Origin of the sequence: Pseudoclavibacter sp. CFCC 13796 (assembly GCF_008831185.1) — a bacterium.
In the GTDB taxonomy this organism is placed as follows: domain Bacteria; phylum Actinomycetota; class Actinomycetes; order Actinomycetales; family Microbacteriaceae; genus Pseudoclavibacter_A.
This window is the reverse complement of sequence record NZ_WBKD01000001.1, coordinates 264,254-289,766: the sequence shown is the minus strand read 5'-3', so window position 1 is coordinate 289,766 and position 25,513 is coordinate 264,254. Positions and strand designations below refer to the sequence as shown.

Annotated in this window: 22 protein-coding genes, 1 tRNA gene and 1 riboswitch; of the genes, 18 read left to right on the top strand and 5 right to left on the bottom strand. The window is 67.4% G+C overall.

Going from position 1 to position 25,513, the window contains the following annotated elements; all coding sequences use genetic code 11:
* The first annotated feature begins 54 nt into the window (after positions 1–54).
* The 5 genes from F8O07_RS01355 to F8O07_RS01335 all read left to right on the top strand — a co-directional run bounded on the left by F8O07_RS01355 (position 55) and on the right by F8O07_RS01335 (position 6,045).
* Complete coding sequence (locus F8O07_RS01355; protein ID WP_158030382.1) at positions 55–948, top strand: rhodanese-related sulfurtransferase; 894 nt, start codon at positions 55–57, stop codon at positions 946–948.
* A 3-nt stretch (positions 949–951) separates the two neighbouring features.
* Positions 952–2,301, top strand: a complete 1,350-nt coding sequence (locus F8O07_RS01350; RefSeq protein WP_225733239.1) for an alpha/beta hydrolase — start codon at positions 952–954, stop codon at positions 2,299–2,301.
* Complete coding sequence (locus tag F8O07_RS01345; protein WP_158030380.1) at positions 2,298–4,829, top strand: bifunctional lysylphosphatidylglycerol flippase/synthetase MprF; 2,532 nt, start codon at positions 2,298–2,300, stop codon at positions 4,827–4,829. The genes F8O07_RS01350 and F8O07_RS01345 overlap by 4 nt, the downstream gene beginning before the upstream one ends.
* Before the next feature lie 108 nt (positions 4,830–4,937).
* Positions 4,938–5,198, top strand: a complete 261-nt coding sequence (locus tag F8O07_RS01340) for a GlsB/YeaQ/YmgE family stress response membrane protein (protein WP_158030379.1) — start codon at positions 4,938–4,940, stop codon at positions 5,196–5,198.
* Positions 5,199–5,205: 7 nt separating this feature from the next.
* Positions 5,206–6,045: an alpha/beta fold hydrolase gene (locus F8O07_RS01335; protein ID WP_158030378.1), complete on the top strand. Its 840-nt coding sequence runs from the start codon at positions 5,206–5,208 to the stop codon at positions 6,043–6,045.
* A gap of 192 nt (positions 6,046–6,237) precedes the next feature.
* Here the strand turns inward: F8O07_RS01335 and F8O07_RS01330 are convergent, their stop codons facing one another.
* Positions 6,238–7,629: an NAD-dependent succinate-semialdehyde dehydrogenase gene (locus F8O07_RS01330; protein ID WP_158030377.1), complete on the bottom strand. Its 1,392-nt coding sequence runs from the start codon at positions 7,627–7,629 to the stop codon at positions 6,238–6,240.
* A gap of 325 nt (positions 7,630–7,954) precedes the next feature.
* Between F8O07_RS01330 and F8O07_RS01325 the strand changes: the two genes are divergently transcribed.
* Positions 7,955–9,052 carry a biotin/lipoate A/B protein ligase family protein gene (locus tag F8O07_RS01325; protein ID WP_158031728.1) on the top strand — a complete coding sequence of 366 codons (1,098 nt, stop codon included), beginning with the start codon at positions 7,955–7,957 and terminating at the stop codon, positions 9,050–9,052.
* A gap of 63 nt (positions 9,053–9,115) precedes the next feature.
* On the opposite strand, the gene F8O07_RS10505 is transcribed toward F8O07_RS01325, so the two are convergent.
* Positions 9,116–9,721 (bottom strand): nitroreductase family protein, encoded by a 606-nt coding sequence (locus F8O07_RS10505; protein WP_192496579.1) that lies wholly within the window; start codon positions 9,719–9,721, stop codon positions 9,116–9,118.
* A 91-nt stretch (positions 9,722–9,812) separates the two neighbouring features.
* Between F8O07_RS10505 and F8O07_RS01315 the strand changes: the two genes are divergently transcribed.
* Genes F8O07_RS01315 through F8O07_RS01305 form a run of 3 tightly spaced genes read left to right on the top strand, consistent with a single transcriptional unit; the run spans position 9,813 to position 12,399 of the window.
* Positions 9,813–10,490, top strand: a complete 678-nt coding sequence (locus F8O07_RS01315) for an EndoU domain-containing protein (RefSeq protein WP_192496578.1) — start codon at positions 9,813–9,815, stop codon at positions 10,488–10,490.
* A complete protein-coding gene (locus F8O07_RS01310; RefSeq protein WP_158030375.1) occupies positions 10,487–10,999 on the top strand; it encodes a hypothetical protein in 513 nt (170 codons plus the stop codon). The genes F8O07_RS01315 and F8O07_RS01310 overlap by 4 nt, the downstream gene beginning before the upstream one ends.
* The gene (locus tag F8O07_RS01305; RefSeq protein ID WP_158030374.1) at positions 10,996–12,399 is read left to right on the top strand and encodes a D-alanyl-D-alanine carboxypeptidase family protein; all 1,404 of its coding nucleotides are present in this window, start codon (positions 10,996–10,998) and stop codon (positions 12,397–12,399) included. The genes F8O07_RS01310 and F8O07_RS01305 overlap by 4 nt, the downstream gene beginning before the upstream one ends.
* A gap of 25 nt (positions 12,400–12,424) precedes the next feature.
* Here the strand turns inward: F8O07_RS01305 and F8O07_RS01300 are convergent, their stop codons facing one another.
* Positions 12,425–14,473 (bottom strand): M13 family metallopeptidase, encoded by a 2,049-nt coding sequence (locus tag F8O07_RS01300; protein WP_158030373.1) that lies wholly within the window; start codon positions 14,471–14,473, stop codon positions 12,425–12,427.
* A 98-nt stretch (positions 14,474–14,571) separates the two neighbouring features.
* On the opposite strand from F8O07_RS01300, the gene F8O07_RS01295 reads away from it, so the two are divergent.
* Positions 14,572–15,096: a YbhB/YbcL family Raf kinase inhibitor-like protein gene (locus tag F8O07_RS01295; protein WP_158030372.1), complete on the top strand. Its 525-nt coding sequence runs from the start codon at positions 14,572–14,574 to the stop codon at positions 15,094–15,096.
* Positions 15,097–15,151: 55 nt separating this feature from the next.
* Positions 15,152–16,540, top strand: a complete 1,389-nt coding sequence (locus tag F8O07_RS01290; protein ID WP_158030371.1) for an MATE family efflux transporter — start codon at positions 15,152–15,154, stop codon at positions 16,538–16,540.
* Here the strand turns inward: F8O07_RS01290 and nucS are convergent.
* A complete protein-coding gene (nucS, locus tag F8O07_RS01285; protein WP_158030370.1) occupies positions 16,537–17,232 on the bottom strand; it encodes an endonuclease NucS in 696 nt (231 codons plus the stop codon). The genes F8O07_RS01290 and nucS overlap by 4 nt on opposite strands.
* A gap of 95 nt (positions 17,233–17,327) precedes the next feature.
* On the opposite strand from nucS, the gene F8O07_RS01280 reads away from it, so the two are divergent.
* The 4 genes from F8O07_RS01280 to F8O07_RS01265 all read left to right on the top strand — a co-directional run bounded on the left by F8O07_RS01280 (position 17,328) and on the right by F8O07_RS01265 (position 19,677).
* Positions 17,328–18,653, top strand: a complete 1,326-nt coding sequence (locus F8O07_RS01280) for an LCP family protein (RefSeq protein WP_158030369.1) — start codon at positions 17,328–17,330, stop codon at positions 18,651–18,653.
* Between the two features lie 72 nt (positions 18,654–18,725).
* Positions 18,726–18,815, top strand: a tRNA-Ser gene (locus tag F8O07_RS01275).
* 110 nt (positions 18,816–18,925) lie between these two features.
* Positions 18,926–18,990: riboswitch (guanidine-III (ykkC-III) riboswitch) on the top strand.
* A 13-nt stretch (positions 18,991–19,003) separates the two neighbouring features.
* Positions 19,004–19,318, top strand: a complete 315-nt coding sequence (locus tag F8O07_RS01270) for a DMT family transporter (protein ID WP_158030368.1) — start codon at positions 19,004–19,006, stop codon at positions 19,316–19,318.
* Positions 19,318–19,677: a DMT family transporter gene (locus F8O07_RS01265; RefSeq protein WP_158030367.1), complete on the top strand. Its 360-nt coding sequence runs from the start codon at positions 19,318–19,320 to the stop codon at positions 19,675–19,677. Before F8O07_RS01270 ends, F8O07_RS01265 begins: the two co-directional genes overlap by 1 nt.
* On the opposite strand, the gene F8O07_RS01260 is transcribed toward F8O07_RS01265, so the two are convergent.
* Entirely contained in the window at positions 19,667–20,011 is a 345-nt protein-coding gene (locus F8O07_RS01260) for a hypothetical protein (protein WP_158030366.1), read from the bottom strand. The genes F8O07_RS01265 and F8O07_RS01260 overlap by 11 nt on opposite strands.
* 117 nt (positions 20,012–20,128) lie before the next feature.
* On the opposite strand from F8O07_RS01260, the gene F8O07_RS01255 reads away from it, so the two are divergent.
* The 3 genes from F8O07_RS01255 (at position 20,129) to F8O07_RS01245 (ending at position 25,324) form a co-directional block, all read left to right on the top strand.
* The gene (locus tag F8O07_RS01255; RefSeq protein ID WP_158030365.1) at positions 20,129–21,853 is read left to right on the top strand and encodes an HNH endonuclease; all 1,725 of its coding nucleotides are present in this window, start codon (positions 20,129–20,131) and stop codon (positions 21,851–21,853) included.
* 73 nt (positions 21,854–21,926) lie between these two features.
* Positions 21,927–22,637 carry a TetR family transcriptional regulator gene (locus F8O07_RS01250; protein ID WP_158030364.1) on the top strand — a complete coding sequence of 237 codons (711 nt, stop codon included), beginning with the start codon at positions 21,927–21,929 and terminating at the stop codon, positions 22,635–22,637.
* Positions 22,638–22,696: 59 nt separating this feature from the next.
* Positions 22,697–25,324, top strand: a complete 2,628-nt coding sequence (locus F8O07_RS01245) for an MMPL family transporter (protein ID WP_158030363.1) — start codon at positions 22,697–22,699, stop codon at positions 25,322–25,324.
* Positions 25,325–25,513: the final 189 nt, after the last annotated feature.

The window sequence follows — 25,513 nt, the reverse complement described above, 5'->3', positions numbered from 1 at the left end:
ACTGTAGCGGCATCACTGTTCTGCGCCGACCTGAAACAGATAGGCTGTGAAATCATGCGCAAGGTCCTGCTCTATTACCTTTTCACTCCGGTCGCCGACCCCGAGGCCGTGCGGCTCTGGCAGATCGCGCTGTGCGAGGGGCTCGATCTGCGCGGGCGCATCATCGTCTCGGAGCACGGCATCAACGGCACGGTCTGCGGCGACATCGAGTCGTGCCGCGCCTACGTTCGGCGAACACGCGAGTATCAGCCGTTCCACGACCTCGAAGTGAAGTGGTCATCGACCGAAGAACAGGTCTTTCCGCGCCTCCGGGTCAAGGTTCGCGCCGAGCTGGTCTCGTTCGGCGCTCCCGGAGAGCTCCGTGTCGACGAACACGGCGTCGTGGGCGGCGGGCGGCATCTCAGCCCGGCACAGGTCGATCAGCTGGTCGCCGAACGCGGCGACGAGGTGGTGTTCTTCGACGGGCGCAACGCCTTCGAAGCCGAGGTCGGACACTTCGCTGGCGCCGTCGTGCCGCCGGTCGAGCACACCCGAGACTTCGTCGAGGTGCTCGACCGCGGTGACTACGACGACCTCAAGCACCGGCCGATCGTGACCTACTGCACCGGTGGCATCCGCTGTGAAGTGCTCTCGGCGCTGATGCGCGCTCGTGGGTTCGACGAGGTCTACCAGATCGACGGCGGCATCGTCCGGTACGGCGAGCAGCGTGGCGACGACGGCCTCTGGCAGGGGTCGCTCTATGTCTTCGACGGCCGCAAGACGATCACATTCAGCGACCACGCAGCGCAGGTGGGCCGCTGTGCGCTGACCGGCGTCCCCACCACGACCTACTACGACCTCGACCGTCTGCCAGACGACCTCGTCACCGCTCTCGGGCATGCACCCGGCGACGTGGGTCAGGTGCTGCTGTGCGATGACGTCGTCACCCGCTATGCGAAAGCTCGGTAGGTGATGCTGAACTGGCTGCCTGACGTCAACCTGGTCGACGGCACGCTCGTCTCGACTCTGCGCATCGTGGTGTTCGCCGGCATCGTCGCGCTGCTCGGGTCGATGTGGCGCCGCTGGCGAACGGTGCTCGTGGTGCTCGGCATCGCCGTGGCGAGCGGCGGCCTGGGGTGGCTGGGCGCCTGGCTCGTCTCAGACGTGTTCAACGTGTTCGGCGTCAGCATCGGCGGGGTCGCCATGCGTCGGGTCGGGCTGGGGTTCGCCGAGCTCGGGCTGCTGATCTCTGTGATCGTCGTCGCAGGCAGCTGGCGCAGCTGGCGGCGATGGGTCGCTCTGCTGGTGGCGGTCGCCTCGCTGTGCTTCACCGCTCTGCAGGTGAACTCGACCTTTGGGCAGTACCCGACGCTGCACGCCGCACTGGGCATCTCGAAGTTCGGCCCGGCGAACGACTCGCTGCTGCGCACCTCTGATCTCTCGCTCGGCGACTGGCGCGGTCGGCACCATGACCTGCCCGATCACGGCACCGTCGTCTCGGTGCACATTCCGACGCAGGCTTCGAACTTTCGCCCTCGCGACGGCGTGGTCTACCTGCCGCCCGCAGCCGTCGCCGACGACCCGCCGCAGCTTCCGGTGATCGTGGCCATGACCGGGCAGCCCGGTGCGCCTGACGACATGTTCACCGCCGGCCAGCTGCAGCCGGTGCTCGATGCCTACGCCGCCAAACACGACGGCATCGCCCCCATCGTCGTCGTGCCCGATCAGCTCGGCGACGCCTACCAGAATCCCATCTGCGTCGATTCGCAGCAGATGGGACAGGTCGAGACCTACCTCATGCAGGATGTGCCCGACTGGATCTCGCACCACCTGCCGGTGAGCACCGAGTCGAGTCAGTGGACGCTCGGCGGATTCAGCCAGGGCGCCACCTGCACCATGCAGATGGGGCCCGCGAACACGGCGCGCTTCGGGCACCTCTTCGCGATCTCGAGCGAGATGCAGCCCAACAACGCACCCGAGGCCGAGATGATCGATCAGTACTTCGGGGGCGACCGCAGCGCATTCGTCGCGAAGACTCCGCTCGGGGCGCTCGCACAGCATCCGGCCCAAGGTCAGGACGTTCTTCTGGCCGCCGGCAGCAACGACGCCGACGCGCAGGCCGCGATCGCCAAGTTCGTCCCGGTCGCGAAGCAGTCGGGCCGTGAGGTGCAGACCTTCATCTCGCAGGGCACCGGCCATGACTGGTACACGGTGCGCGCGGTGCTGCCGCCGATCATCGATGCGCTCGGGAACCGGCTCGGCCTGGCCGATCAGGAGGAGCCCGCCCAGACCTGGCCCAACGTCGTGAGGGCGACGCCATGATCGACGAGATGAGACGCCTCTTCGCTGCCGTGCCGCGCTGGCTGCGCGCCCAACCGCTCACCGTGGCGGTGGTGATTCTGCTGATCGCCGCCAACGTGCTGGTGCGGGTGCTCGACCAGGTGCTGGGCACGTCGCTGCGCACCGACCTGTCAAGCGTCAGCGTCATGCAGACGGTGGCCGGGCGTGCCCTGTTCGTTCCGGTCTCGATGCTGATCAGCGAGCGGTGGATGCTGGTGACGGTGCACGTTCTGCTCACCCTGGTGCTGCTGGGCGTCGCGGAGCGCCGGCTGGGCTGGCTGCGCGCGCTGGTCGGACTCGTCGTCGCCGGCCTCGGCGGCACGGTGATCGGCATGCTGCTGCTGCTTGCGGGGCTGCACATCAACGAGCTGTGGTCGCTGAGCCTGGTCGCGCAGTCGAGCAGCACGGTGTGGGCGCCGCTGACCGGTGTGCTGCTGGCCGCGACCGGCGTCATGAACGTGTTCTGGCGTCGTCGGGTGCGTATGGTCGGCTACTCCGTTCTGATCGCGCTGCTGCTCTTCGGCGCGACTCCGGGCCACCTCTATGCGCTGCTGGCCGCGGTCATCGGGCAGCTGTTGGGCATGTGGTGGGGCAGAGACCGTCACGTGCACGTGGTCGGCCGCAGCTCGCACCACGAGGCTCGTGTGCTGCTGGCGACGATGGTCGCGGTACTGGGCGTCGGCCCGGTGCTCACAGTGTTCTCGGCGATGCCGATCGGCCCGCTCGCCCCCCTCGGTCTGCTGCTCAGCGAGGGCGACATCGACATCAGCGGATCGGGGCCGAACTCCGACCACCTGGCGCGGTGCCTCGCCAGCGACCAGCTCACGGGATGTCTGCATGAGTTCTCAGTGGCGCGCGTCTCGACGATCAGCGGCATCGTGGTGACCATTCTGCCGACTCTGCTGCTGCTCGTGAGCGCGTATGGCATCCTGCGCGGCCGTCGCGTGGCGGCCTGGATGGCCATCGGCATCAACCTCGCCTACTCGCTGCTCTCGCTCTGGTACTTCCTGATCGGGCCGTTCCTGATCGGCGGGCTGTCGCTCAACCACCATCACGGGGTCGGCGAGATCACCTTCGTGCTGCTGGCCTCGGCGCTGGCCCCGCTCGTCGTCTCGGCGATGCTGGTGGGCGGGCTCAGGCACCTGCAGCTGCGTCCGTCGCGCCGACGTCTGATCGGTGCGATCACCGCCAGCCTCGGCACCTTCGGGCTGCTTTCGGCGCTGTATCTCGTCGTCGGCGTCGCGCGTCCCGGAGACTTCACGCCGCAGGTGTCGTTCGGCGGGCTGCTGGCCGACCTGCCCGAGCGGTTTCTGCCCGCCGGGTTCCTGGGCCTCACGAAACCCGGGTTCCTGCCTGTGGAGGCGCTCGCCAGCACGATCTATCACTGGATGGGCCCGGTGACCTGGCTGGTGGTCGTCATCAGCTCGATCTCGCTGCTGCAGGTGGTGCCGCCGCGTTCGGAGCGCGCGGCACGGGCGAAGGTCGACGATCTGCTGCTCAAAGGCGGCCACTCTCTCTCGTTCATGGCCACCTGGCCGCACAACACGTACTGGTTCTCGTCGACCGGACGAGTCGGCATCGCCTATCGTGCGTCGCACGGCGTCGCGCTCACTGTGGGGGAGCCGTTCGGCGCCGAGAACGAGATCGATGCGGCCACGCTGGAGTTCGTGCGCTTCTGTGACGATCACGCGCTGGTGCCGGTGTTCTACAGCGTGCATGATCACTGCCGCGACCTGCTGGCCGCGCACGGGTGGAGCTCTCAGCCGGTCGGTCTGGAGTCGGTCATCGACCCGGTGCACTGGCAGACGAAGGGCAAGCGCTGGCAGGATGTGCGCACGGCGATCAACCGCGCCAAGCGTGAGGGAGTGACCGACCGCCTGTCGGTGTTCGCCGACCTCTCGCTGGCCACCCAGCTGCAGATCAAGGCCATCAGCGAGGAATGGGTCAGCGAGAAGGCGCTGCCCGAGATGGGCTTCACGCTCGGCGGCGTCGAACAGCTGCGCGACCGCCGGGTGCGCCTGCTGCTGGCCGAGAACGAAGACGGACAGGTGCTCGCCGTGACCAGCTGGCTGCCGTTCTGGCGAGACGGTCGGGTCGTCGGATGGACGCTCGACTTCATGCGCCGCCACCCCGACAGCTCGAACGGCGTGATGGAGTTTCTGATCGCGCGCATGGCCGAGCGGCTGCAAGAGGAGGGCGAGGCCGAGAGCATGAGCCTCTCAGCGGCACCGCTCGCCGGTCTCGACGAAGACGACGGCTCGGCGCTCTCCCGCCTGCTGGCGGCGATCAGCGGCGCTCTGGAACCGGTCTACGGCTTTCGCTCGCTCTTCTTCTTCAAGCGCAAGTTCCAGCCCGAAGAGCAGCAGATCTCGGTGGTGTATCCGGATGCCTCGGCGCTGTCGTCGATCGCGCTCGCCGTCACCGAGGCGTACGTTCCGGGCATGCGTCTCGATCAGCTGGTGACCTCGCTTCGGCGCAGCGAGGCGACGAGCGACGTCTCACCCAGTTAGACATCTCTTCACAGGAACGGCTACCATAATCACACGAGGTCATGCACAGCGGTGCCGTACCCCGCGACACCGAAGACGGCTGACCTCTCGACAGAGAGGAACGACATCATGAGCTTTCTCGGATTCCTTCTGCTCGGCCTCATCGCCGGCGCCATCGCCAAAGCCATTCTGCCCGGCAAGTCTGAGGGCGGCTGGATCTCGACCTTGGTGCTCGGCATCATCGGTGCCATGCTCGGCGGCTGGCTGGGCAACGTGCTCTTCGGCGCCGAGATGAACCGCTTCTTCTCGATCGGCTCCTGGGCTCTCGCCATCGGCGGCTCATTGATCGTGCTGCTGATCTGGGGCGCGATCACTCGCAAACGCAGCTGAGCCTGCCGTGGCAGAGACTTGGCGCTCGGAACATGTCGCCTGCAGCCGTGTGACGGTCGACGGCGGCGAGATCTCGATGCTGCATCTCGCCGCCGTGACCGGTATGAGCGCGTCTCGGCGCTTCGTCGTGCTGCACGGCATCGGCATGGCGGGCAACACATTCAGCGGTCTCGCCGAGCGGCTCAGCTCGGCAGGAGAGGTCTGGGCGCCCGACATGCCGGGCTTCGGCGACTCGCCGGAGCGTCCGACACCGTTGAACATTCCGCAGACCGCCGACCTGCTCGCCCAATGGATGCGGGTGGCCGGCGTGCCCACCCCGGTCACGCTGGTCGGGCACTCGATGGGCACGCAGGTGGCCGCCGAGATCTGTGTGCGTCACCCTGAGCTCGTCGACCGTCTGGTGCTGATGGCGCCGACGGTCGACGCCTCGGCGCGATCTGCGGCGACACAGGCGCTGCGCATGGCCGACGATCTGCGCGACGACAGCCTGCGCGTGCTGGGTCTCGGTCTGGCGAACTATGTCAAAGTGGGCCCGAAGTGGTTCGCCGACAAGCTCGGCATCATGCTTGACCATCATATCGAGCAGGTGCTGCCCCAAATCCGTGTTCCGACGCTGGTGCTGCGCGGCGGCGATGACAAAGTCTGCCCCGAGCCCTGGGTGCGGCACTGTGCGCAGCTGACTCCCGGAGCGACGTTCGTGCAGCTGCCCGGCGTGGGGCACGAGACGATGATCGCGGATGCCGACCCGGCTGCCGAGGCCATCCTGGCGTTCCTGCGTGCGTGCGATGCCGATCGGGCGGAGGCAGCGCAGAGGCGTGGCAACGCGCAGGCGTCGCGTCTCACCTGAGGCCAGGTGCTGCTGTGCCTGGCGCTGTGTCCAGCCCCCGTCGGACTGATCGCCCTGTGGTGAGCCGCGAATCCGGGTTCAGACAGAAGCACCCCCGCACAGCGGATGCTGTGCGGGGGTGCTTCTGCGGTCGGCTGGTCAGTCTGTGCTGGCCAGCCGGGTTCTCTCAATGAGAACGTCGGGCGAGACCGATCAGAACGATCCGTCGATGTCGGTGACGACGACGACCTTCTCGTTCACGAACTCCTTGATGCCGAGGTCGATGAGCTCATGGCCGTAGCCCGAGTTCTTGACGCCGCCGAAGGGGATGTCGGCCTTCACGCCGGTGGGCTGGTTGATGTAGACCATGCCGGTGTCGAGACGACGAGCGACATCCTGAGCACGGTGGATGTCCTGGCTGAACACCGAACCGCCCAGGCCGAACGGCGAGTCGTTGGCGATGCGCACGGCGTCGTCTTCGTCCTTGGCGCGGTAGAGCTGCGTCACCGGGCCGAAGAACTCGGTGTGGAACGCATCGGTGTCCTCGTCGATCTCGGTGAGGATGGTCGGCTGGAAGAACGCGCCCTGAGCCGGCACGTCGGCGGCGAGGGTCTCGGCCTTGGCGCCGTCTGCGACGGCCTGCTCGACCTGCGCCTTGAGATCGTCAGCGGCCTTCTGCGACGACAGCGGGGCCAGAGTGCTCTTGGGATCCATGGGATCGCCGGCGACGAGCTTGGCAACGCCCTCGCGGTAGCGGGCGACGAACTTGTCGTAGACCGCGTCGACCACGATGAGACGCTTCGACGAAACGCAGACCTGACCGCCGTTCCAGTGGCGGCCGAAGACGGCCCAGTCTGCGGCCTTCTCGACGTCTGCATCCTCGAGCACGATGAATGCGTCGGCACCGCCGAGCTCCAGAGTGCTCTTCTTGAGATGCTTCGCGGCCAGCCCGGCCACGAGTGAGCCGGCCTTCTCGCTGCCCGTCAGAGCGACGCCGCGCACGCGCGGGTCGGCGATCACACGCTCGGTCTGATCATGCGGCAGGAACAGGTTGGTCAGCAGGCCTTCAGGGGCGCCCGCCTTGGCGAACAGGTCGACCATGGCCAGCGCCGACTGCGGAACGTTCGACGCGTGCTTGAGCACGATGACGTTGCCGGCTGTGACCTGCGGGGCCGTGATGCGGATGACCTGGTAGTAGGGGAAGTTCCAGGGCTCGACGGCGAAGATGACGCCCAGCGGGTCGCTGACCAGCTGCACGTCGGTGTCGCCGAAGCCGGCGGCGGGCAGGAAGCGAGGCTTGAGCGCCTCGGCTCCGAACTTCACGTAGTAGTCGAGCATCTGCGCGCAGAGCTCGACCTCGAGCTCGGCCTCGCCGATGAGCTTGCCCATCTCAAGGGTCAGAATCTCTGCGTACTCGCGTTTGTTGTCGCGCAGAATCTGTGCCGCGCTGGCCAGAATCTCGGCACGGTGCTCGAAGCTGGTCTCGCGCCAGTCGAGGAACGTCTTGTGTGCCTGCTCGAGTGCGGCGTCGACCTCCTGCTCGGTGGCGTTCGGGAACTGCTTGACGACCTCACCCGTGAACGGGTTGGTGGTTGCGTATGCCATGAACCTCTTCTTTCTCGATGCGACGACGAAGACCTCGGGGGCCTTGCGGGCACGAGATCGGCCGGGTGCAGACCCGGTTTCGTCGCCGCCGTCGTGTGGCGGTCGGGAACGGCCGCCAGGATGTCCGAATCATTTTAGTGGTCGGGCCACACGATCCGGTTGCGATAGTCATCAACGTCGAAGAGCGGATTGTATTCCGATGCGGTGAGAATGCCAATTGCAACGCTCTGCAACCCGAGCACACCGATCTGCAGGCAGGACAGTCAGTAGACTGCCGAACGTGAGCGCGCACAACGGAACAGCACAGCAGCCCGATCAGCCCAATCTGCCCGGCCAGCCCGACGACCAGAGCCGGCACCGACACGGCGAGTACAAGCTTCCCGGCGGCAAGCTGGTCGTCGTCGATCTGCAAGACGTCGACGGCTTCATTCGTGGGTTTCAGCTCTCCGGAGACTTCTTCCTCGAGCCCGACCACGCCCTCGACGCGATCAATGCGGCGGTCGAAGGCATGCCGGCAGACGCATCCGCCCGTGCGCTGCAGCAGCGCATCGAGTCGGCACTGAGCCCAGAGGTGCACCTTGTCGGCGTCACCGTGCCGGGCATCGTCACGGCTCTGCGCCGTGCGATCACGCATGCTACGACCTGGCGCGACCATGAGTGGCAGCTGGTGCGCACTGATCCGCTGCCTCCGCGGGTGCATCTCGCCCTCGACCAGGTGCTCACCGAGGCGGTCGCCGCAGGCGAGCTCAAACCGACTCTGCGCATCTGGAACTGGAACCAGCCCGCGATCGTCATCGGCTCGTTCCAATCGGTGCGCAATGAGGTCGACCTCGAGGCGGCAGCCCGCTTCGACGTGCCGGTGGTGCGCCGCATCTCGGGCGGCGGTGCGATGTTCATGGAGGGCGGCAACGTGGTCACCTACTCGCTGTATGCGCCGGCCAGTCTGGTCGCCGGCCTGAGCTTCGAAGACTCCTACGCCTTTCTCGACTCGTGGGTGGTCACGGCGCTGCGTGAGCTCGGCATCGACGCCTATTACAAACCGCTCAACGACATCGCGAGCACCGCAGGCAAGATCGGCGGCGCCGCCCAGAAGCGCATCTCCGGGCGCGGCCGCACCAGCGGCGGCGTGCTGCACCATGTGACCATGAGCTACGACATCGACGCCGACCGCATGGTGCAGGTGCTGCGCATCGGTCGAGAGAAGCTCAGCGACAAGGGCATCCGCTCGGCCAACAAGCGTGTCGACCCGCTGAAGTCGCAGACCGGTCTGCCCCGCGAGGCGATCATCGACCACATGTGCGAGGTGTTCGCCAAAGAGCACGGACTCACCGCCGGCACTCTGTCGCCCGAGCACCTGGCGGCGGCCGAAGAGCTCGCCGCGACGAAGTTCTCGAGCGACGAGTGGCTCTACCGCGTGCCCTGAGCTGACTGCGCTCAGCCGCCGGCCCTGAGCTACCGGCCCTGAGCCGCGCACTCAGCCAGCTGCTCAGTCGCTCAGCAGCACCAGCTCGTCGCTGCCGCGACGCATGCGCGGGGCGACCTCGCGCTCACGGGCGCCCTCGTCGAGCTGGTCTGGAGAGGCGTGCCGACCGGCGACGGTCACGGTGAAGACCTGCATCTCGTCCGGCAGCTCGAACTCGTCGTGCAGGCCGCTGGCGTCGATGCCCGAGATCTGGTGGGTGTCATAGCCGTCGTACTGCAGCTGCAGGGTCTGGTTCGCGACGGCGAGGCCCAGATCGTACGCTGCGGTCGGCAGCGTGTGCCCGTCGGCCTCGATGTACGCCGCGTTCACGATGACGAGCCCCGCACGGTGCACCCAGGCCTGGTTGAAGGCGGTCAGGTGCGGCAGCACGCGGTCGAAGATCGCACCGCGTCGGCCGTCTTCGCCGCGACGCCCGATGATGAAGCGCCAGGGCTGGCTGTTGAACGCGGAGGGCGCCCAGCGTGCCGCCTCGATCGCTGCGGCGATCGCCGACTTGTCGACGGTCGCGTGTTCGTCGAAGGAGCGCGGGCTCCAGCGGGCGGCGATGGCCGGGGCGAGATCGGCGTCGGTGACGGCGTGGCGAGCGGTGGATGCTGTGGTCGATGACATGCGGCTCCTGCGTGTGTGCGTGGTCGGGAAGGAATGTGCCTGCACAGCGCAGTGTAGGCCCTGCGGCTGGCCGGCTCCATATACTCCTATCATGACGTCACGACGAGGCAGCAGACAGCGCCTCACGCGCAATCTGATCCTGCTGGCCCTTGTGGCGGTGCTCGCGATCTGGGTGTTCGTGCAGCGCGGTCTCGACGCGAACGAAGCCACCCACCCTGCTGCGCACGATGCCGGAGCGCACACCTCGGCATCCGCCGCGCCGAACGAGAGCGGAGCGTCGCGCGCAAAGCCGAGCGAGGCTGCCCCGAAAGACACCTCGCTCGACGCCCCGGGGGCGCACGCAGGCAGTTCGGGCGACATCAGCGGGCTCAGTCGCCTGCAGGGCACCGACCATTTCACCCGCAACGCGCTCACCCATATTTTCTCTGGTGAGATCAGCCGTGCAGGCAAAGCGGTCGGCTATCACTCGCAGGCGTTCACCGGCACGAAGGGCGCGGTGGTCGGCGGCACCGAGACCCCTCCTGATGCGCAGGGGGTCTACACCGCCCAGGTGACGGTCGACGGGCGGGCCAAAGCGGGCAACCGCGGTTTCTCGACGTTCTACCCGACCTCGATGAGCGCACAGCAGGTGGTCGACGCGATCAATGAGGCCTATGACAGCCGTCGCCCGCAGGGTGACGCGTTCGTCGGGCGCGGCGGCGGGCTCACGATACAGATGGCGCTCGACGACCGAGAGCGCATCATCACGGCGTACCCGGTGCAGCGATGAGTCGCGACGACGAGTCAGCGAACGATGCGCCGCAGCAGTGCGATCTGCGCCATGAATTCGCCGAGATCCGCTTCGACGACGGCACGGTGGTGCCTGAGATCCGCTTCGACGACCCACGAGCCCGACTGGTCGGGCGTCTGCTGATGAACGACCTGCAGGGGCGCGACGCACAGGGAGCGCTCGACCTGATCGACCGGGTGCTGGCCGGCAGGCTGCCGGTGGCCGAGATCGCGGGAAACACGACTCGTGCCGTGGTCGGGCCGCAGACGACTCGACTGATCGATGACATCGGGAGCCCGGCAGACGAGGCCAATCGGCTGCAGACAGACGTCGCTACCCGGTCTTTGCGTGCGATCATCGTAGAGTGGTTCGGGTACGCCGCCCGCACACGCGCGCGGTACGCACAGGCCGTCGAGTCAGACGAGACCGAATACGATCGCGCAGACGGTTCGGCGTCTCGCGGTCGGCCCTCGTGCGATCACGAAGCAGGGGAAGAGCACGGAGCATGACTCGTCGACGCAGTGAGCTGCTCGCACAAGGGGGTGCCGCAGCGCTGAGGCCCGCGCGCGGCATCGGGTGGCCCATCACGGTCGTCGTCGCCTCGATTCTGCTGGCACTCTCGGCGTGGGTGGCGTGGGGGCCGCTGCCGGTGCAGTCGGCGAGCATCGCCTTCGCCGACACTTCGCTGCAGCAGACGGCTGCCGGCGCAGAGACCGCAGACACAGCGGCGGCCGGCGGCGGTGCGGTCGCAGCCGCCGACGATGCTCAGCCTGCCGCCGCTCAGCTGGCCTGGCCGTCGACCGGAGCCGGAGCGTTCGTGCTGCGCAGCCTCGGCGATCAGCCTGCGGCGAGCCAGGTGAGCGTCTCGCTGACGCATGGCGAGCAGAAGGCCTATTCGATCGCGAGCGTGACGAAGCTCGTCACCGCGCTGCGCGTGCTCGATCGTCGGCCGCTGCAGGTCGGCGACCAAGGGCCGTCGATCACGATGACGCAGGCCGACGAAGACCTCATGAAGAGCTACGTGGAGCAGAACGGTTCGGTCGAGCCGGTGACCGTGGGTGCGTCGCTCAGCCAGTTCCAAGTGCTCGAGCTGTCGCTGCTGCCGTCGAGCAACAACTACACCACCACCTTGGCGACCTGGGCGTTCGGCAGCGTCGACGACTATCTGGAGAGCACCCCGGCCTGGCTGGAGGCGAACGGCTTGGGCGGTATGACGATCGCCGACCCGACCGGAATCGACGAGCGCAACCAGGCGACTCCAGAGCAGATCGTGCACTTGGGCGAGCTGGCGCTGGCGAACCCGGTGGTGCGTCAGATCGTCTCGACGCCGACAGCTGACATCCCTGGGGTCGGCGAGATCAAGAACCACAACTCCCTGCTCGGTCAACAGGGTGTCGACGGGCTGAAGACCGGCAGCCTGGCCAATGTGTTCAACCTCGCCTACTCCGCCCATTTCACCGTTGACGGGGTTCCGTTCGAGCTGATCGGCGCTGCTCTCGGCAGCACCGAAGACCATGCGAAGCTGCAGCCTGAGATCGGGCAGCTCATTCAGTCGATCAGGCAGTCGATCATCTCGCGTGACGTGCTCGTCGCTGGGGAGTCGGCAGGCACCCTGACCACGTCGTGGGGTGCGTCGACTGATGCGCAGTCTGCGGCCACGGTGCACGTGCTGAGCTGGCAGGGCACGCCGGTCACGGGACGGTTCGTCGGCGCCTCGGTGCAGGCTGGGGCACGGGCCGGATCGCAGGTGGGCACGGTGCTGATCGAGCGAGCGGGCGAACAGGTCGGCTCTGCGCCGCTGCTGATCTCTCAGTCGATCGACGACCCGGGGCTCGACTGGCGCATCGCCAACATCGGGCTGCTGCCGGGGCCGGCCTGGTCGATGATCACCGGCCAGACCGGGTCATAGCCCGGCGCCATTCATTCGGCGAGAATCACCAGATGCGCACGCGCTCGTCGCTGCCGAGCCAGAGCCGATCGTCTGCGGCGACCGAGAACACCTCGTGAAAGGCGTCCAGGTTGCGTGGAATCTGATTCGCGCGCAGATCGTTGGGCGAGTGCGGGTCGATGGTGAGCAGACGCACCGCCTCTTCCGGGCGACGCTTCTCGGCCCAGACCTGCGCCCATGACAGAAAGAACCGCTGCGGGCCGGTGAGATCGTCGATGACCGGCGCCTGACGGGCGGCCTCGGCCACGGCATCCGCCGCTGACTGCGCCGGATCGACGCCCAGCGACAGCAGGTATGCCTGCCAGGCGATCGAGAGGCCGCTGAGGTCGGCGATGTTCTCACCCAGTGTGAGGGCGCCGTTGACTTTGTGGCCGGGGGCGTCGAGCGGCTCGAGCGCGTTGTACTGCGCGACGAGCGCGGCGGTGAGCCTCTCGAAGGCCTCGCGGTCGGTCGCGCTCCACCAGTCGACCAGTCGGCCGTCGCCGTCGTACTTCGACCCCTGGTCGTCGAAGCCGTGGCTGATCTCGTGGCCGATCACGGCGCCGATGCCGCCATAGTTCGCGGCGTCGTCGGCCTCGGCGTTGAAGAAGGGCGGCTGCAGAATCGCGGCCGGGAACACGATCTCGTTGAAGCCCGGGTTGTAGTAGGCGTTCACGGTCTGCGGGGTCATGAACCACTCGTCGCGGTCGATCCGGCGACCGATCTTGCCCAGCTCCCGCGCCTGCTCGTAGCGCCCGATCGCACGCACGTTGCCGACCAGGTCGTCGCGGTCGATCTCGAGCGTGGAGTAGTCGCGCCACTTCACGGGGTAGCCGATCTTCGGGGTGAACTTCGCGAGTTTCTCGAGGGCCAGACGCTTGGTGTCGTCGCCGAGCCAGGTCAGCGAGTCGACCGAGCGGCGGTAGGCCTCGATGAGGTTCGCGACGAGCTCGTCCATGCGGTGCTTCGCCGCCGGGGGGAAGTGCTGCGCGACGTACTCGCGCCCGACGGCCTCGCCCAGGCCTCCCTGCACGAGCGAGACGCCGCGCTTCCAGCGGGGGCGCAGCTCGGGGGTGCCGCTCAGCGTGCGGCCGTAGAAGTCGAAGTTGATCTCGACGAAGTCGTGCGAGAGGTAAGGGGCGGCACCGCGGATGACGTTGGCGGCGAGCCATGATCGCCATGCCGGCAGCCGGTCTTCGGTGAGCAGGGCGGCGAGACCCTCGAGCGCCGACGGCTGTGCGACGACGACCTCGGCGAGCACCTTCGGGTCGACCTGCGCGGCCTCGAGGTAGGCGCTCCAGTCGATGTTCGGCGTCGCGGCGACGAGCTGGTCGAACGTGCGCAGATTGTAGGTCTTCTCGATCTCGCGACTTGCGACGACGTCCCAGTGCGCGGCCGCGATGTCGGTCTCGAGCTGCAGCACGTCGCGGGCTCGCTCCGCGGCAGCGTCGACGCCGGCGAGCTCGAGCAGCACCTGCAGGTAGATCAGGTACTTGCCTCGCACGTCGGCGAACTGCTCTTCGCGGTAGTACGACTCGTCGGGCAGACCGATGCCGCCCTGCATGACGAAGGGCACATAACGATCAGGCTGCCCCGGGTCGTTGTCGACGTAGAGCCCGAAGAATCCGCTCGAGCCGCGCTCCTCGGCGCGGCCGACCGCGGTCACGAACTCGGTGACGGTCTGCGGTGCCAGCGCGGCGGCGATGTCGTCGGCGATTGGAGCGGCGCCCAGCTGCTCGGCGCGGTCTTCGTCCATGAAGCTCGCGTAGAGATCGCCGATCTTGCGGCGGTCGGCGGTCGAGGCGTCGTCTGCGTTCGCGTCGGCCTCGGCGTCGGCCTCGATGATCGTGCGAATCGCGTCTTCGGCCGCCTCGGCGAGCTGCAGGAATGCACCATAGCGCGACTTGTCGGCCGGAATCTCGGTGCGTTCGAGCCAGCGTCCGTCGACGTGCAGGTAGAGGTCGTCCTGCGGGCGCACCGCAGGATCGAGGTCGGTGACGCGGATGCCAGATGAGAGGTCGGCGGGCTGAGAGTCGCGAGAGGCAGCAGAAGTCATGCCCACAGCATAGTTGTCGACGTGGCGGTGTCCGCCTGTCTGCCCGCACCCAGTAGATTTCCCTCGCATGCGGCCGCAGAGTGTGCCTAGCATGGAACATGGTCAATCCTTACGATGAACTGCCACAGGTTCCCTCATTCACGCTCACCAGCGACGACGTCGTCGACGGTCAGACGCTGAAGTCGGCCCAAGTCGGGGTCGGCGCCGGCGGCGAAGGCCGGTCTCCGCAGCTGTCGTGGTCGGGCTTCCCCGCCGGAACGAAGAGCTTCGCGATCACGGCCTACGACCCTGACGCCCCCACCGCGAGCGGCTACTGGCATTGGGCGGTCTATGACGTTCCCGCCTCGGTGACCTCGCTGGATGCCGGCGCCGGCAACGCCTCGACCGGCGGCGGATCACTGCCCGCGGGCGCGATCGCCCTGACGAACGACTCGCTCGGTCGCGACTTCGTCGGCGCCGCACCGCCCGCCGGGCACAAGCCGCACCACTACTACTTCGTAGTGCACGCCGTCGACGTCGACCATCTCGATCTGCCAGAGAACGCGACGCCGGCCGTGCTGGGGTTCAACCTCTTCTCGCACACGCTCGCGCGCGCGACGCTGGTCGGCGTCTACCAGCGCTAGCGGGATCGAGGCGCTGACCCGGCGACGTGTCAGGCGTCGCCGCTAGAGTGCCTGTATGACCGAACCGCGGCACAGCCTCGACCGGCGCATCACGGCCCTCGCGGTTCCGGCGCTCGGCGCGCTCGTCGCCGAGCCGGTGTTCACGCTGATCGACTCGGCGATGATCGGTCACCTGGGCGCTGCTCCGCTGGCCGGGCTCGCAGCCGCGGCGAGCATCCTGCAGACGGCGGTCGGCCTGATGGTCTTTCTCGCCTATGCGGCCACGCCCCTCGTCGCACGCTGCCTGGGCCAGGGGCGGCCCACCGAAGCGCTCGCAGCCGGCATAGACGGGCTCTGGCTCGCACTCCTCACCGGCGTCGCGCTCGCGGTCGTGGGGTGGTGGGCCGCCGATCCGCTTGTGGCGATGCTCACCCCTGACGCCGAGGTGGCCTCCCACGCACATGCGTATCTGCGCGTCTCGCTGTTCGGCCTGCCGGCGATGCTCGTCGTGCTCGCAGCGACCGGCGTGCTGCGCGGCCTGCAAGACACCAAGACGCCGCTGGTGGTGGTCGCAGCGGGCATGGGGGCGAACGTCGGACTGAACGCGTTCTTCATCTACGGGCTGGGCTGGGGCGTCGCAGGCTCGGCGCTGGGCACCGTCGTCGTCCAGTGCGGCATGGGCTTCGTGCTGGCCGGCATCGTCGTGCGGCGTGCCCGTGCCGTCGGTGCGGGCCTGCGGCCCGAGTGGGCGGGCGTGGGCCGCTCGATGCGCGAAGGCGGCTGGCTGTTTCTGCGCACGGCGACGCTGCGCGTGGCACTGCTCGCGACGGTCTGGCTCGCCGCGCGTCTCGGCACCGACACCCTCGCCGGCTACCAGGTGCTCTTCTCGCTGTTCAGTGCGCTGGGCATGGCCTTCGACGCGCTCGCCGTCGCCGGTCAGGCGCTGGTCGGACTCGAACTCGGGGAGCGCGAGCGGCAGCGACGAGAGTCGGCAGACGCCAGAGCCCCGGAGGGCTCTCCGACGGCCCCCTTCGGCGTGCGTGTGGTGAGCAGACGACTGCAGCAGTGGGGCGTTCTGGTCGGTGCAGCGCTGACCGTCGTCTTCGTGGCTGCCTCGCCGTGGGCCGGGCGAGCGTTCACCAGTGACCCGGGCGTGCTGTCGATGCTGACCCCGGGGCTGATCGCGATGGGGGTGACGCTGCCGCTCGCCGGGTACGTGTTCGTGCTCGACGGCATCCTGATCGGCGCCGGCGACGGACGCTATCTGGCGCTGGCCGGGCTGCTCAACTTGGCCGGCATGGCTGTGTGGATGGCGGCGGTGCTCTGGCTGCTCGACGGCGCCATGGTCGCGGATCAGTGGAAGCTCGTCGCGGTGTGGTCGTGCTTCGGCGGCGGGCTGATGATCATGCGAGCCCTCACTCTCGGGCTGCGTCTGCGCGGCGACCGCTGGGTGCAGCGCGCCTAGAACAGCCGCTCGTCGGCGTCGTCGGTGCCGCGCATGGCCTCGTAGTCGAGCACGAGGCAGCGGATGCCGCGGTCCTCGGCCAGGGTGCGCGCCTGCGGCTTGATCTCCTGTGCGGCGAAGACGCCCTGCACGGGGGAGAGCAGTGGGTCGCGGTTCAGCAGCTCGAGGTAGCGGGTGAGCTGCTCCACCCCGTCGATGTCACCTCGACGTTTGAGCTCGACCGCGATGTGCTCCCCGTTCACCCCGCGGGCCATGATGTCGACCGGCCCGATCGCGGTGGCGTACTCTCGGCGCACGAGTTCGCATCCCTCGCCCAGCAGCTCGATCTGTGCTGCGAGCAGCTCCTGCAGGTGCGCCTCGACCCCGTCTTTGATCAGCCCGGGGTCGGTGCCCAGCTCGTGCGAGGTGTCGCTGAGAATCTCGTGGATGCCCACGATCAGCTGGTCTGACGTCTTGCGCTGGGTGACGCGCCAGACCTCGGTGACGCCGACCTTGCGCTGGTCGTCGTCGGGTTCGTCGACGGTCAGGCTGCAGGGCGGTGACATCCAGTTCAGCGGCTTGTACGAGCCGCCGTCGGCGTGCACCAGCAGCGAGCCGTCGGCTTTGAGCATGAGCACACGGGTGCCGAGGGGCAGGTGGGACGTGAGCCGCCCGGCGTAGTCCACCGTGCAGCGAGCAATGACGAGACGCACATCGGCATTGTAGACGGGCAGACAGGCGTTTCACATGAAACATCGGCACACTAGTAGAGTTTGTAGATCAGACTGACCTGGCGAAAGGGGCCTTGATGGCGCAGTCGCGACGAGAGCGACGTGAGGTTGAACGTCGCCTGGCGAAGGCGTCCTCCGCTACGAACGACAACCGCTTCACCGCGGTCGCACGCCACGGTGCGCTCGCGCCGGCCGGAGGCGGCCCCAAGGCGATCTTCAAGTGGCTCGCCCTCTGCGTGACGATGGTCATCGTCGGAGGCATCGCACTCGCCGGGCTCATGGTCTGGTCGGTGCAGAAAGACATCGGCTACTTCGACTTCACGAACGTGGACGGCAGCCCGCAGGTCGCCACCGTCGACGGCCCGGTCAACTTTCTGCTGATCGGCTCTGACACCCGCAAAGACCAGGGTGAGGGCTTCACGGCGGAAGACAAAGACGCCGACCTGGCCGACGTCATCATGCTGCTGCACGTCTCGGCCGACCACCAGACGGCGACCGCAGTGAGCTTTCCGCGAGATCTGATGGTCTCGATGCCCGCGTGTCCCAAGACCGACGGCACCGGTGGCACCTACCCGGCGCAGAGCCGAGTGCAGATCAACTCGACCATCTCGTACGGCGGGCCGAGCTGTACGGCGCTCACCATCGAGAAGCTCACCGGCGTCGACATCGGTTTCGTCGGAAAGATCGACTTCAAGGGCGTCATCGAGATGTCGAACGCGATCGGCGGCGTGCCCGTCTGCGTGACGAACGACATCAACGACAACGACTCCGGTCTGCACCTGACGGCCGGCGAGCACACGATCCAGGGGTCGGACGCTCTGGCGTTCCTGCGCAACCGCCACGGCGTGGGCGACGGCAGCGACCTCGGGCGCATCAGCTCGCAGCAGGTCTATCTCTCGTCGCTGGTGCGCACGATTCAGACACAGGGTGCGCTCACGAACCCGGTGCGGCTCTACGACCTCGCCTCTGCCGCAGCCCGCAACATGGAGTTCTCGTCGAACCTGAAAGACACCGGCATGCTGGTCTCATTGGGCGCGACGGCGGCTGGCATCTCGCTCGACAACGTCGCTTTCGTCCAGGCCCCAGTGACCGAAGACCCTCGCGACCGCAACCGCGTCGTGCTCGATCCGACGCTGTCGACGCCGCTCTTCCAGGCGATCGCCTCGGGCGAGGGCGTGCGGCTGAACGAGAACAGCAAGACGGGCATCGGATCAGAGACGGTGGGTGAGGCGCCTGACGCCGCCGCCTCGCAGTCGGCAGATGCCGCGCCGTCGACGTCAGCGCAGCCCTCGCCCGCCTCGGGGTCGCCTGCGCCGGATGCCTCGCAGCCGGCAACGGTGCTTCCAGAGGGCATCGTCGGGCAGACTGCCCGAGACCAGACCTGTGCGGTGGCCAACCGGTAGGTCTGCGCTGAGCAAGGTGGCGTGCCCGTGCGAATCCGCTATGATGACATGGTGCCTTTCGCGGGCACATCTGGAGACGTCGCATAGTCTGGCCTAGTGCACCACCCTGCTAAGGTGGAGTCCCGAATTTCGGGACCGAGGGTTCAAATCCCTCCGTCTCCGCGCTGAGCCGAAGGCCCTGCTTCCCGCAGAATCACCGGGATGCGGGGCCTTTGTCGTCTCGTCGTCGGCACAGTGATGGCCACATGATCGCTCCCGCTGCTAACCTGTCTTCGAGGCCTGAATGCAGGCCTGCGGACGAGGGAGCAGTACCCGCAGACGACAAGACTGACTCGTAGGAGGGTCACGTCGTGGCATGGATCATACTCATCGCATCAGGTCTGCTTGAGACCGTCTGGGCGGCAGCGCTCGCGGCGTCGCGAGGGTTTCGCAGACTCTGGCCCAGCATCCTCTTCGTCGTCGCGTTCGGCGCGAGCATGGCTGGCCTCGCATATGCGATGTCGGTGATCCCGACCGGCACGGCCTATGCCGTCTGGGTGAGCATCGGCGCATGTCTCACTGTGGTCTGGTCGATGGTGAGCGGTCGAGAACGCGCTTCGGTCGCGCGTGTGCTGCTGCTCGTGCTGCTCGTCGCATCCGTCATCGGCCTGAAGGTGGTGAGCTGATGCCGTGGGTCATTCTCGTCGTGAGTGGCGTGCTCGAAGCCGTCTGGGCGACCGCGCTCGGAAGCTCTCAGGGGCTCACGCAGCCGGTCGCGGTCATCGTCTTCGTCGTCGCACTGGTGATCAGCATGGCTGGTCTGAGTCGTGCGGCTCGCACGATCCCCATCGGCACGGCCTACTCGGTCTGGGTGGGCATCGGTGCGGTGTTGACGGTGGTCTTCGCGATGGCGACGGGTGCCGAGTCGTTCTCATGGCCCAAGGCGGCCTGCATCGGCGGTGTCGTCGTGGCGGTGATCGGGCTGAAGCTGGTGCGGTCGGATGCGGCGGTCGCGAAAGACGTGGAGTCGTCGCCTAAAGAGTGAAGGTCAGCGCGTAGAGCGCGGCGAAGATCACCGCGGGCAGATAGAGCAGGATGCCCAGCGCCCACGAGACGAACACCTTGGTCGAGCGGGAGCTCCACGACCCGGCCCCGACGACAATGTGCAGCGCGATGCCGAGCACGAGCACCACCGGAAAGCCGTAGACGAGCACCACCAAGAAGATCAGCGGGGCGTATGGGCCGGGAGAGGTGACGGCCACCAGGGCGTACCAGATCGACGCGACTGCCAGCGGTAGGAGTGGCAGCGCGATGCTCAGGCGCCGTGCCCACTGCTCTCGGCGGTTGAGCCGGGGTCTGGCGGGGTTCTCAGCAGTCATCTTGAGTCGAGTCTATCGGGCAGCGTCCATATGAGGCGTGCTTCGGCGCCATTCCGGGGCTCGCGGGGTCGGTGACTGCAGTCGCCGAATGTCAGAGGGTGCGTGTTGAATCAGGACATGGAAGCCACAACGCACCTCGCGCAGCCCTCGCAGCCAGACCCGCTGCAGGCCTTGATCGCGCTCGGTCGCGTGGCCGGCGCGGTCGGTGCGCAGACCGGAGCGCCCGTGTCTGCGCCTGGGGTTGCGTCTGGGTTTGAGGGTGCTGGTACGAGTGGGCCCGGTTCGCGCTGGGGCGACCTGACCGGGGATGCCTTGGTCGCGGCCGTCGAACTCGTCGAGCACGCAGGGCGCGCCATAGATTCGCTGCGTGTGCAGGTGGCCGGTGAGGTGGCTCAGCGGTGCGCGGCGTGTGACAGCGACGAGCGTCTGTCGACGAAGTACGGACAGCGCACTGCGGCAGAACTCATCGAGTACGTGGCCGGAGTCTCGGCTCGGGAGGCACGCCGTCGGGTGCGGCTCAGTGAGCAGCTGCTCGGGCGAACGAGTGACACCGGCCTACCGTTGCCTCCGCTCTTCGCTCAGGTTGGTGCGGCGCTTGCCGCCGGCGACCTCGGCGTCGAAGCGGCCGAGGTCATCGTGAGCGAACTCGGCAAAGCGGCTCCCCGGGCTGATCTTGAGCTGCTGGATGCAGCCGAGTGCGCGCTCGTCGACGGGGCGTGCCCGCAGCGCGAGTCTGAGCAGACGAATGTCGGCTCACCGAGTGCTGCAGGCGACGACGATCATTGTGAATCGGGATACCTGCGGCGTGTGCCCGGCCTCTCCGCAGATCTGGTTCGGGTGCAGGCGCGAGCTTGGCGAGAGGCGCTCGACCCCGATGGAGTGCAGCCACGAGAAGACGAGGCGGTCAATCGGCGCGACTTCTGGATTTCATCTCGGGCTCGCAACGGGCTGCATGCTGTGCGGGGTACGATCCCAGCTGATGTCGCAGCTCGTGCGCTCGCGGTCTTCGACGCCTGTCTCAGTGCGAAGACCCCGCCGCGGTTTCTGCGTGACGTCGTCGGCGGTGCAGATGCGACAGGTGATGAACACCGAGATGGCGTGAGCGGCAGTCGACCGACCGAGACGCGCACGCTCGGCCAACAGCGCGCCGACGTCTTCGCCGCCATGGTCGCCGCGCTCACCGGCAGCCCAGAGTTCCATATGCCGCCTGCGGTGATCGTGACGATCCCGTCCGCGGATCACTCTGCCAGTGGTTCTGGTTCTGGTTCTGGTTCTGGCCCATCTTCTGCTGCCCTGGGCGGGTCTGCTCTGGCCGGTGCTGCTTCCGCCGGTGCTGCTTCCGCCGGTGCGGCTTCGGTTGGCGCTGGTTTCGGTTCTGCGGAGGCCGCTCTGGCCGGCAGATGCTGCGGCATCGGCTCGGTCGCCGAGTCCGGCAGCATCTCGGGCGTCGACGACCCGGTCGCCGCGCAGACGATCGGTCGAATGGCCTGTGACGGCGGCACCCAATTTGCTCAGCTTGACGCTCAAGGAGCCCTCGTCTCGCTCACGACGACGCAACGGGTGTTCAGCACGCACCAGCGGCGGGCGATCGCGGCTCGAGACGGTCACCAGTGCGCGATTCCAGGCTGTCGCATCCCTGCTCATGCGTGTGAGGCGCACCATGTCGTGCCCTGGCAGCAGGGCGGTAAGACGCATGTCGGCAATGGCGTGCTGCTGTGCTGGTGGCACCACCGTCACATCGACAACGGAGCCTGGCAGATCACGATGTGCGAAGGCAGACCGCAGATCCGGCCGCCGCAGATTCGTTCGCTGCTGCATCAGACCGCACGTCGAAGGCGATGACGAGGGCATGTTCACAGCGTCCGCTCAGCTCAAGTCATTGCACACCGGGCAAACTTGCACGTAGGGTAATTTCATGCCCGTCTCTTCTGCACAACAATCAGCGTCGCGTCCCGACGCTGTGCGTGAGCCTGGCCGACGCGAGCTCAATCGCGCGGCCACCCGAGCGGCAATCATCGATGCCGCCATCAGCCTGGTGCTCGAGCATGGGCGCGATCACGTGAACGTCGAGCAGATCGCCGAGCATGCAGGGGTCTCACGACGCACCTTCTTCAACTACTTTCCCGGCATCGACGCAGCGCTCAATGCGCCCACCGAAGATCTGCTGGTCAAGGCCCGACAGCAGATCGAGAATCGTCCCGCTGACGAATCCGTCATCGATGTCGTGATGCAGGTCTTCACCAGCAGCGTCACGTCCAGCTATCTGCAGCAGTGCCTCGAACTCGCTGCGGCCCTCGATGGGCACGCCGAATTCCTGCAGTACGAACTGATGGCGTGGGATGAGGCGGAATCTCGCTTCGTCACCGCGCTGCAGCAGCGCGCGCCTGAGGGGATGCCACGCATACGCCTGGTGGTGTTCGTCGCGTCGGTGCTGGCGAGCTGCCGTGCGACCATCAACGTCTGGCTCGGCGAGCGACATCAGGGCACAGCCGCAATCGGTGCTGCAGAGTCTCGTACGCACGCCGCTTTCGCAGGCGCTGCGCTCACCGATGCCGACCTCATCAACCTCAAAGACCAGCTGCTCGAAGCAGTCAAGACCGTGCGCGATGGGTATCAGGATCTCTGATGCCGACCCCCTACCCGCAGACCGCGCTCTAGCCCGCCCCCACACGAAGGAACCTCTCCATGGCCTCACTGCTCTACCGACTCGGGCGCTTCAGCGCGGCGCACCGGCGCATGGTCGCGTCGATCTGGCTGATCATCATGATCGCGGTCGGTGGGGCGGTCGCCGCCTTCGCCGGCACGACCAGCAACAACTTCACGATCCCGGGCACCCAGTCACAGACGCTGATCGACCGACTCTCCGATCGCATCCCCGCGGCATCGGGCGGCACCGGCAGCATCGTCTTCGATGCGGGCGAGGGAAAGCAGTTCACCGACGAGCAGAAGGCCGCCATCGGGCGTGCGCTCGCCGACGTGAAGCAGCAGGACGCCGTCGCCACTGTGATCGACCCGTTCGAGACACAGCAGCAGCTTGAGTCCGGCCGTCAGCAGATCGATCAGGGCAAACCCCAGCTCGACGCCGCAAAGGCGCAGCTCGATGCCGGTCAGCAACAGCTGGATGCGGCGAAGAGCCCCCTCACTCAGCTCGAGCAGGCCCGCGACGCCGCGCAGCAGGCGGCTCAGCAGGCTGCTGACGCCGGGCAGTCTGCCGCATCCGCGCAGGCCACCGCGCAGGCCGACGCCCTGACTGCGCAGCTCGAGGCCGCGCAGCAGCAGCTGGCGCCCCAGCAGGAGAAGCTCGACGCCGGTCGCGCCGAACTCGACCGACAGCAGGCCGAACTCACTCGTGCCGAGCGCTCTCTCGACGCCGCATCCGGGGTGCAGCTGGTCTCAGACAACGGCCGCATCGCACAGGCGCAGGTGACCTTCACGACTTCGTCCGACAACGTCTCGGCCGAAGACAAAGACGCCGTCGTCGAAGCCGTCAACCAAGCTCTCGACGGCTCCGGCGTGACACCTCAGTACAGCACCGAGATCGCGTCGAGCATCTCAGGCCTGTTCGGCCCGGGCGAGGCGATCGGAATCCTGGTCGCCGCGATCGTGCTCGTCATCATGCTCGGCACGCTGATCGGTGCCGGTCTGCCGCTGCTCATGGCGATCGTCGGAGTGGTCGTCGGCGTCGGCACGACCTTCGCCCTCACCGGTGTGATCGAGATGACCTCGGTCTCGCCGATGCTCGCGCTGATGCTCGGCCTCGCCGTCGGCATCGACTACTCCCTCTTCATCGTCAATCGCCATCGCATCCAGCTGAAACAGGGCATGCCGATGCACGAGTCCATCGCACATGCCTCAGGCACGTCGGGCAACGCCGTGCTCTTCGCCGGGCTCACCGTAGTCATCGCGCTCGCCGCGCTGGCCGTTCCCGGGCTGCCGTTCCTGACCGTGATGGGTCTCGCCGGTGCCGGCACGATCATCGTCGCCGTGCTCGTCGCGCTCACGCTGACGCCGGCCATGCTCGGCTTCGTGGGGATGCGCATCCTGAGCCGCCGGGAGCGGCGTGCGCTGCAGAGCTCCGGCGTCGATCCTGCCGCTGAGACGGCAGACGCAGCGGCAGAGCAGGCGCCGCAGGCCTCGTCGCAGGCTGCCGCACAGTCCGCCTCGAAACGCTCGTCCAAGGCGGGCCCGCGCTGGGGACGCATCGTGACCGCGCATCCGTGGCTGGCGCTTCTCGCCGGAGTCATCATCGCCGGGGTGCTCGCGCTGCCCGCCGGCCAGCTGCGGCTCGGGCTGCCCGACGGCAGCTCCGAAGAGCCCAGCAGCACGGCGTACAAGTCGTACCAGCTGATCAGTGAGAACTTCGGGGCCGGCTCGAACGGGCCGCTGGTCGTCGTGGCCGAGCTGCCCGAGAGCGTCACCACGGCCGAGCAGCAGGAGGATGCCTCACTCGACCTGGTCGATCGTCTGCGTTCGATCGACGGGGTCGCTGCCGCGGTGCCCGGCGGAGCGAGCGACGATCATCGCACCGCTGTGCTGCAGGTCGTCTCGAACGACGGCCCGTCGACGGAGCAGACCGAGCAGCTCGTCGAGCGCATTCGGGCTGATGCCGCCGAGATCGAGCAGCAGACTGGCGCGCAGGTCGGGGTGACCGGGCTCACAGCTGCGAACATCGACGTGTCGAAGAAGCTCGGTGACGCCCTGCCGCCGTATCTCGCGATCGTGGTCGGTCTCTCGCTTGTGCTGATGATTCTGGTGTTCAGGTCGGTGCTGCTGCCGGTGCTCGCGACGCTGGGATTCCTGCTCTCGCTGGCGGCCAGCCTCGGAGCGGTCGTGGCGATCTACCAGTGGGGATGGCTGGGCTCTGTCTTCGGGGTGCACGACCCGGCTGCGGTGCTGAGCTTCCTGCCGATCATCCTGATCGGCGTGCTCTTCGGCCTGGCCATGGACTACCAGATGTTCCTGGGCTCAGGCATGCGCGAGAGCTTCGCACACGGGGCGACCCCGCGCCAGGCCGTGCTGCACGGCTACAAAGTCGGTGGTCGCGTGGTCGCGGCTGCGGCCATCATCATGATCAGCGTCTTCGCCGGGTTCGTCTTCTCGGAGCTGACGATGATTCGCCCGATCGGCTTCGCGCTCGCGTTCGGCGTGCTGATCGATGCATTCCTGGTGCGCATGACGATCGTGCCCGCCGCGCTGTACCTGCTGCGGCGCTCGGCCTGGTGGATTCCCAAGTGGCTCGACCGCATTCTGCCCGACGTCGATGTGGAGGGTGCGAAACTCGATGCGCTGAAGTCGTCGAAGCCGACGCGATGAGTCCGACCCTCGGCTGAGGGTCGCAGCACGATGACATCGCATCGGTGAGAGGCCCCCACCATTGGTGGGGCCCTCTTCTGCTCCCTGCCTGGGCTGCAGTTCGCGCCGGGGCTTCGAACTCGAGTCAGGGCTTCGAGTTTGAGCCGGACCTCATGCGTCTGGCATACTGATGCAGCTGCGCTGTCATCC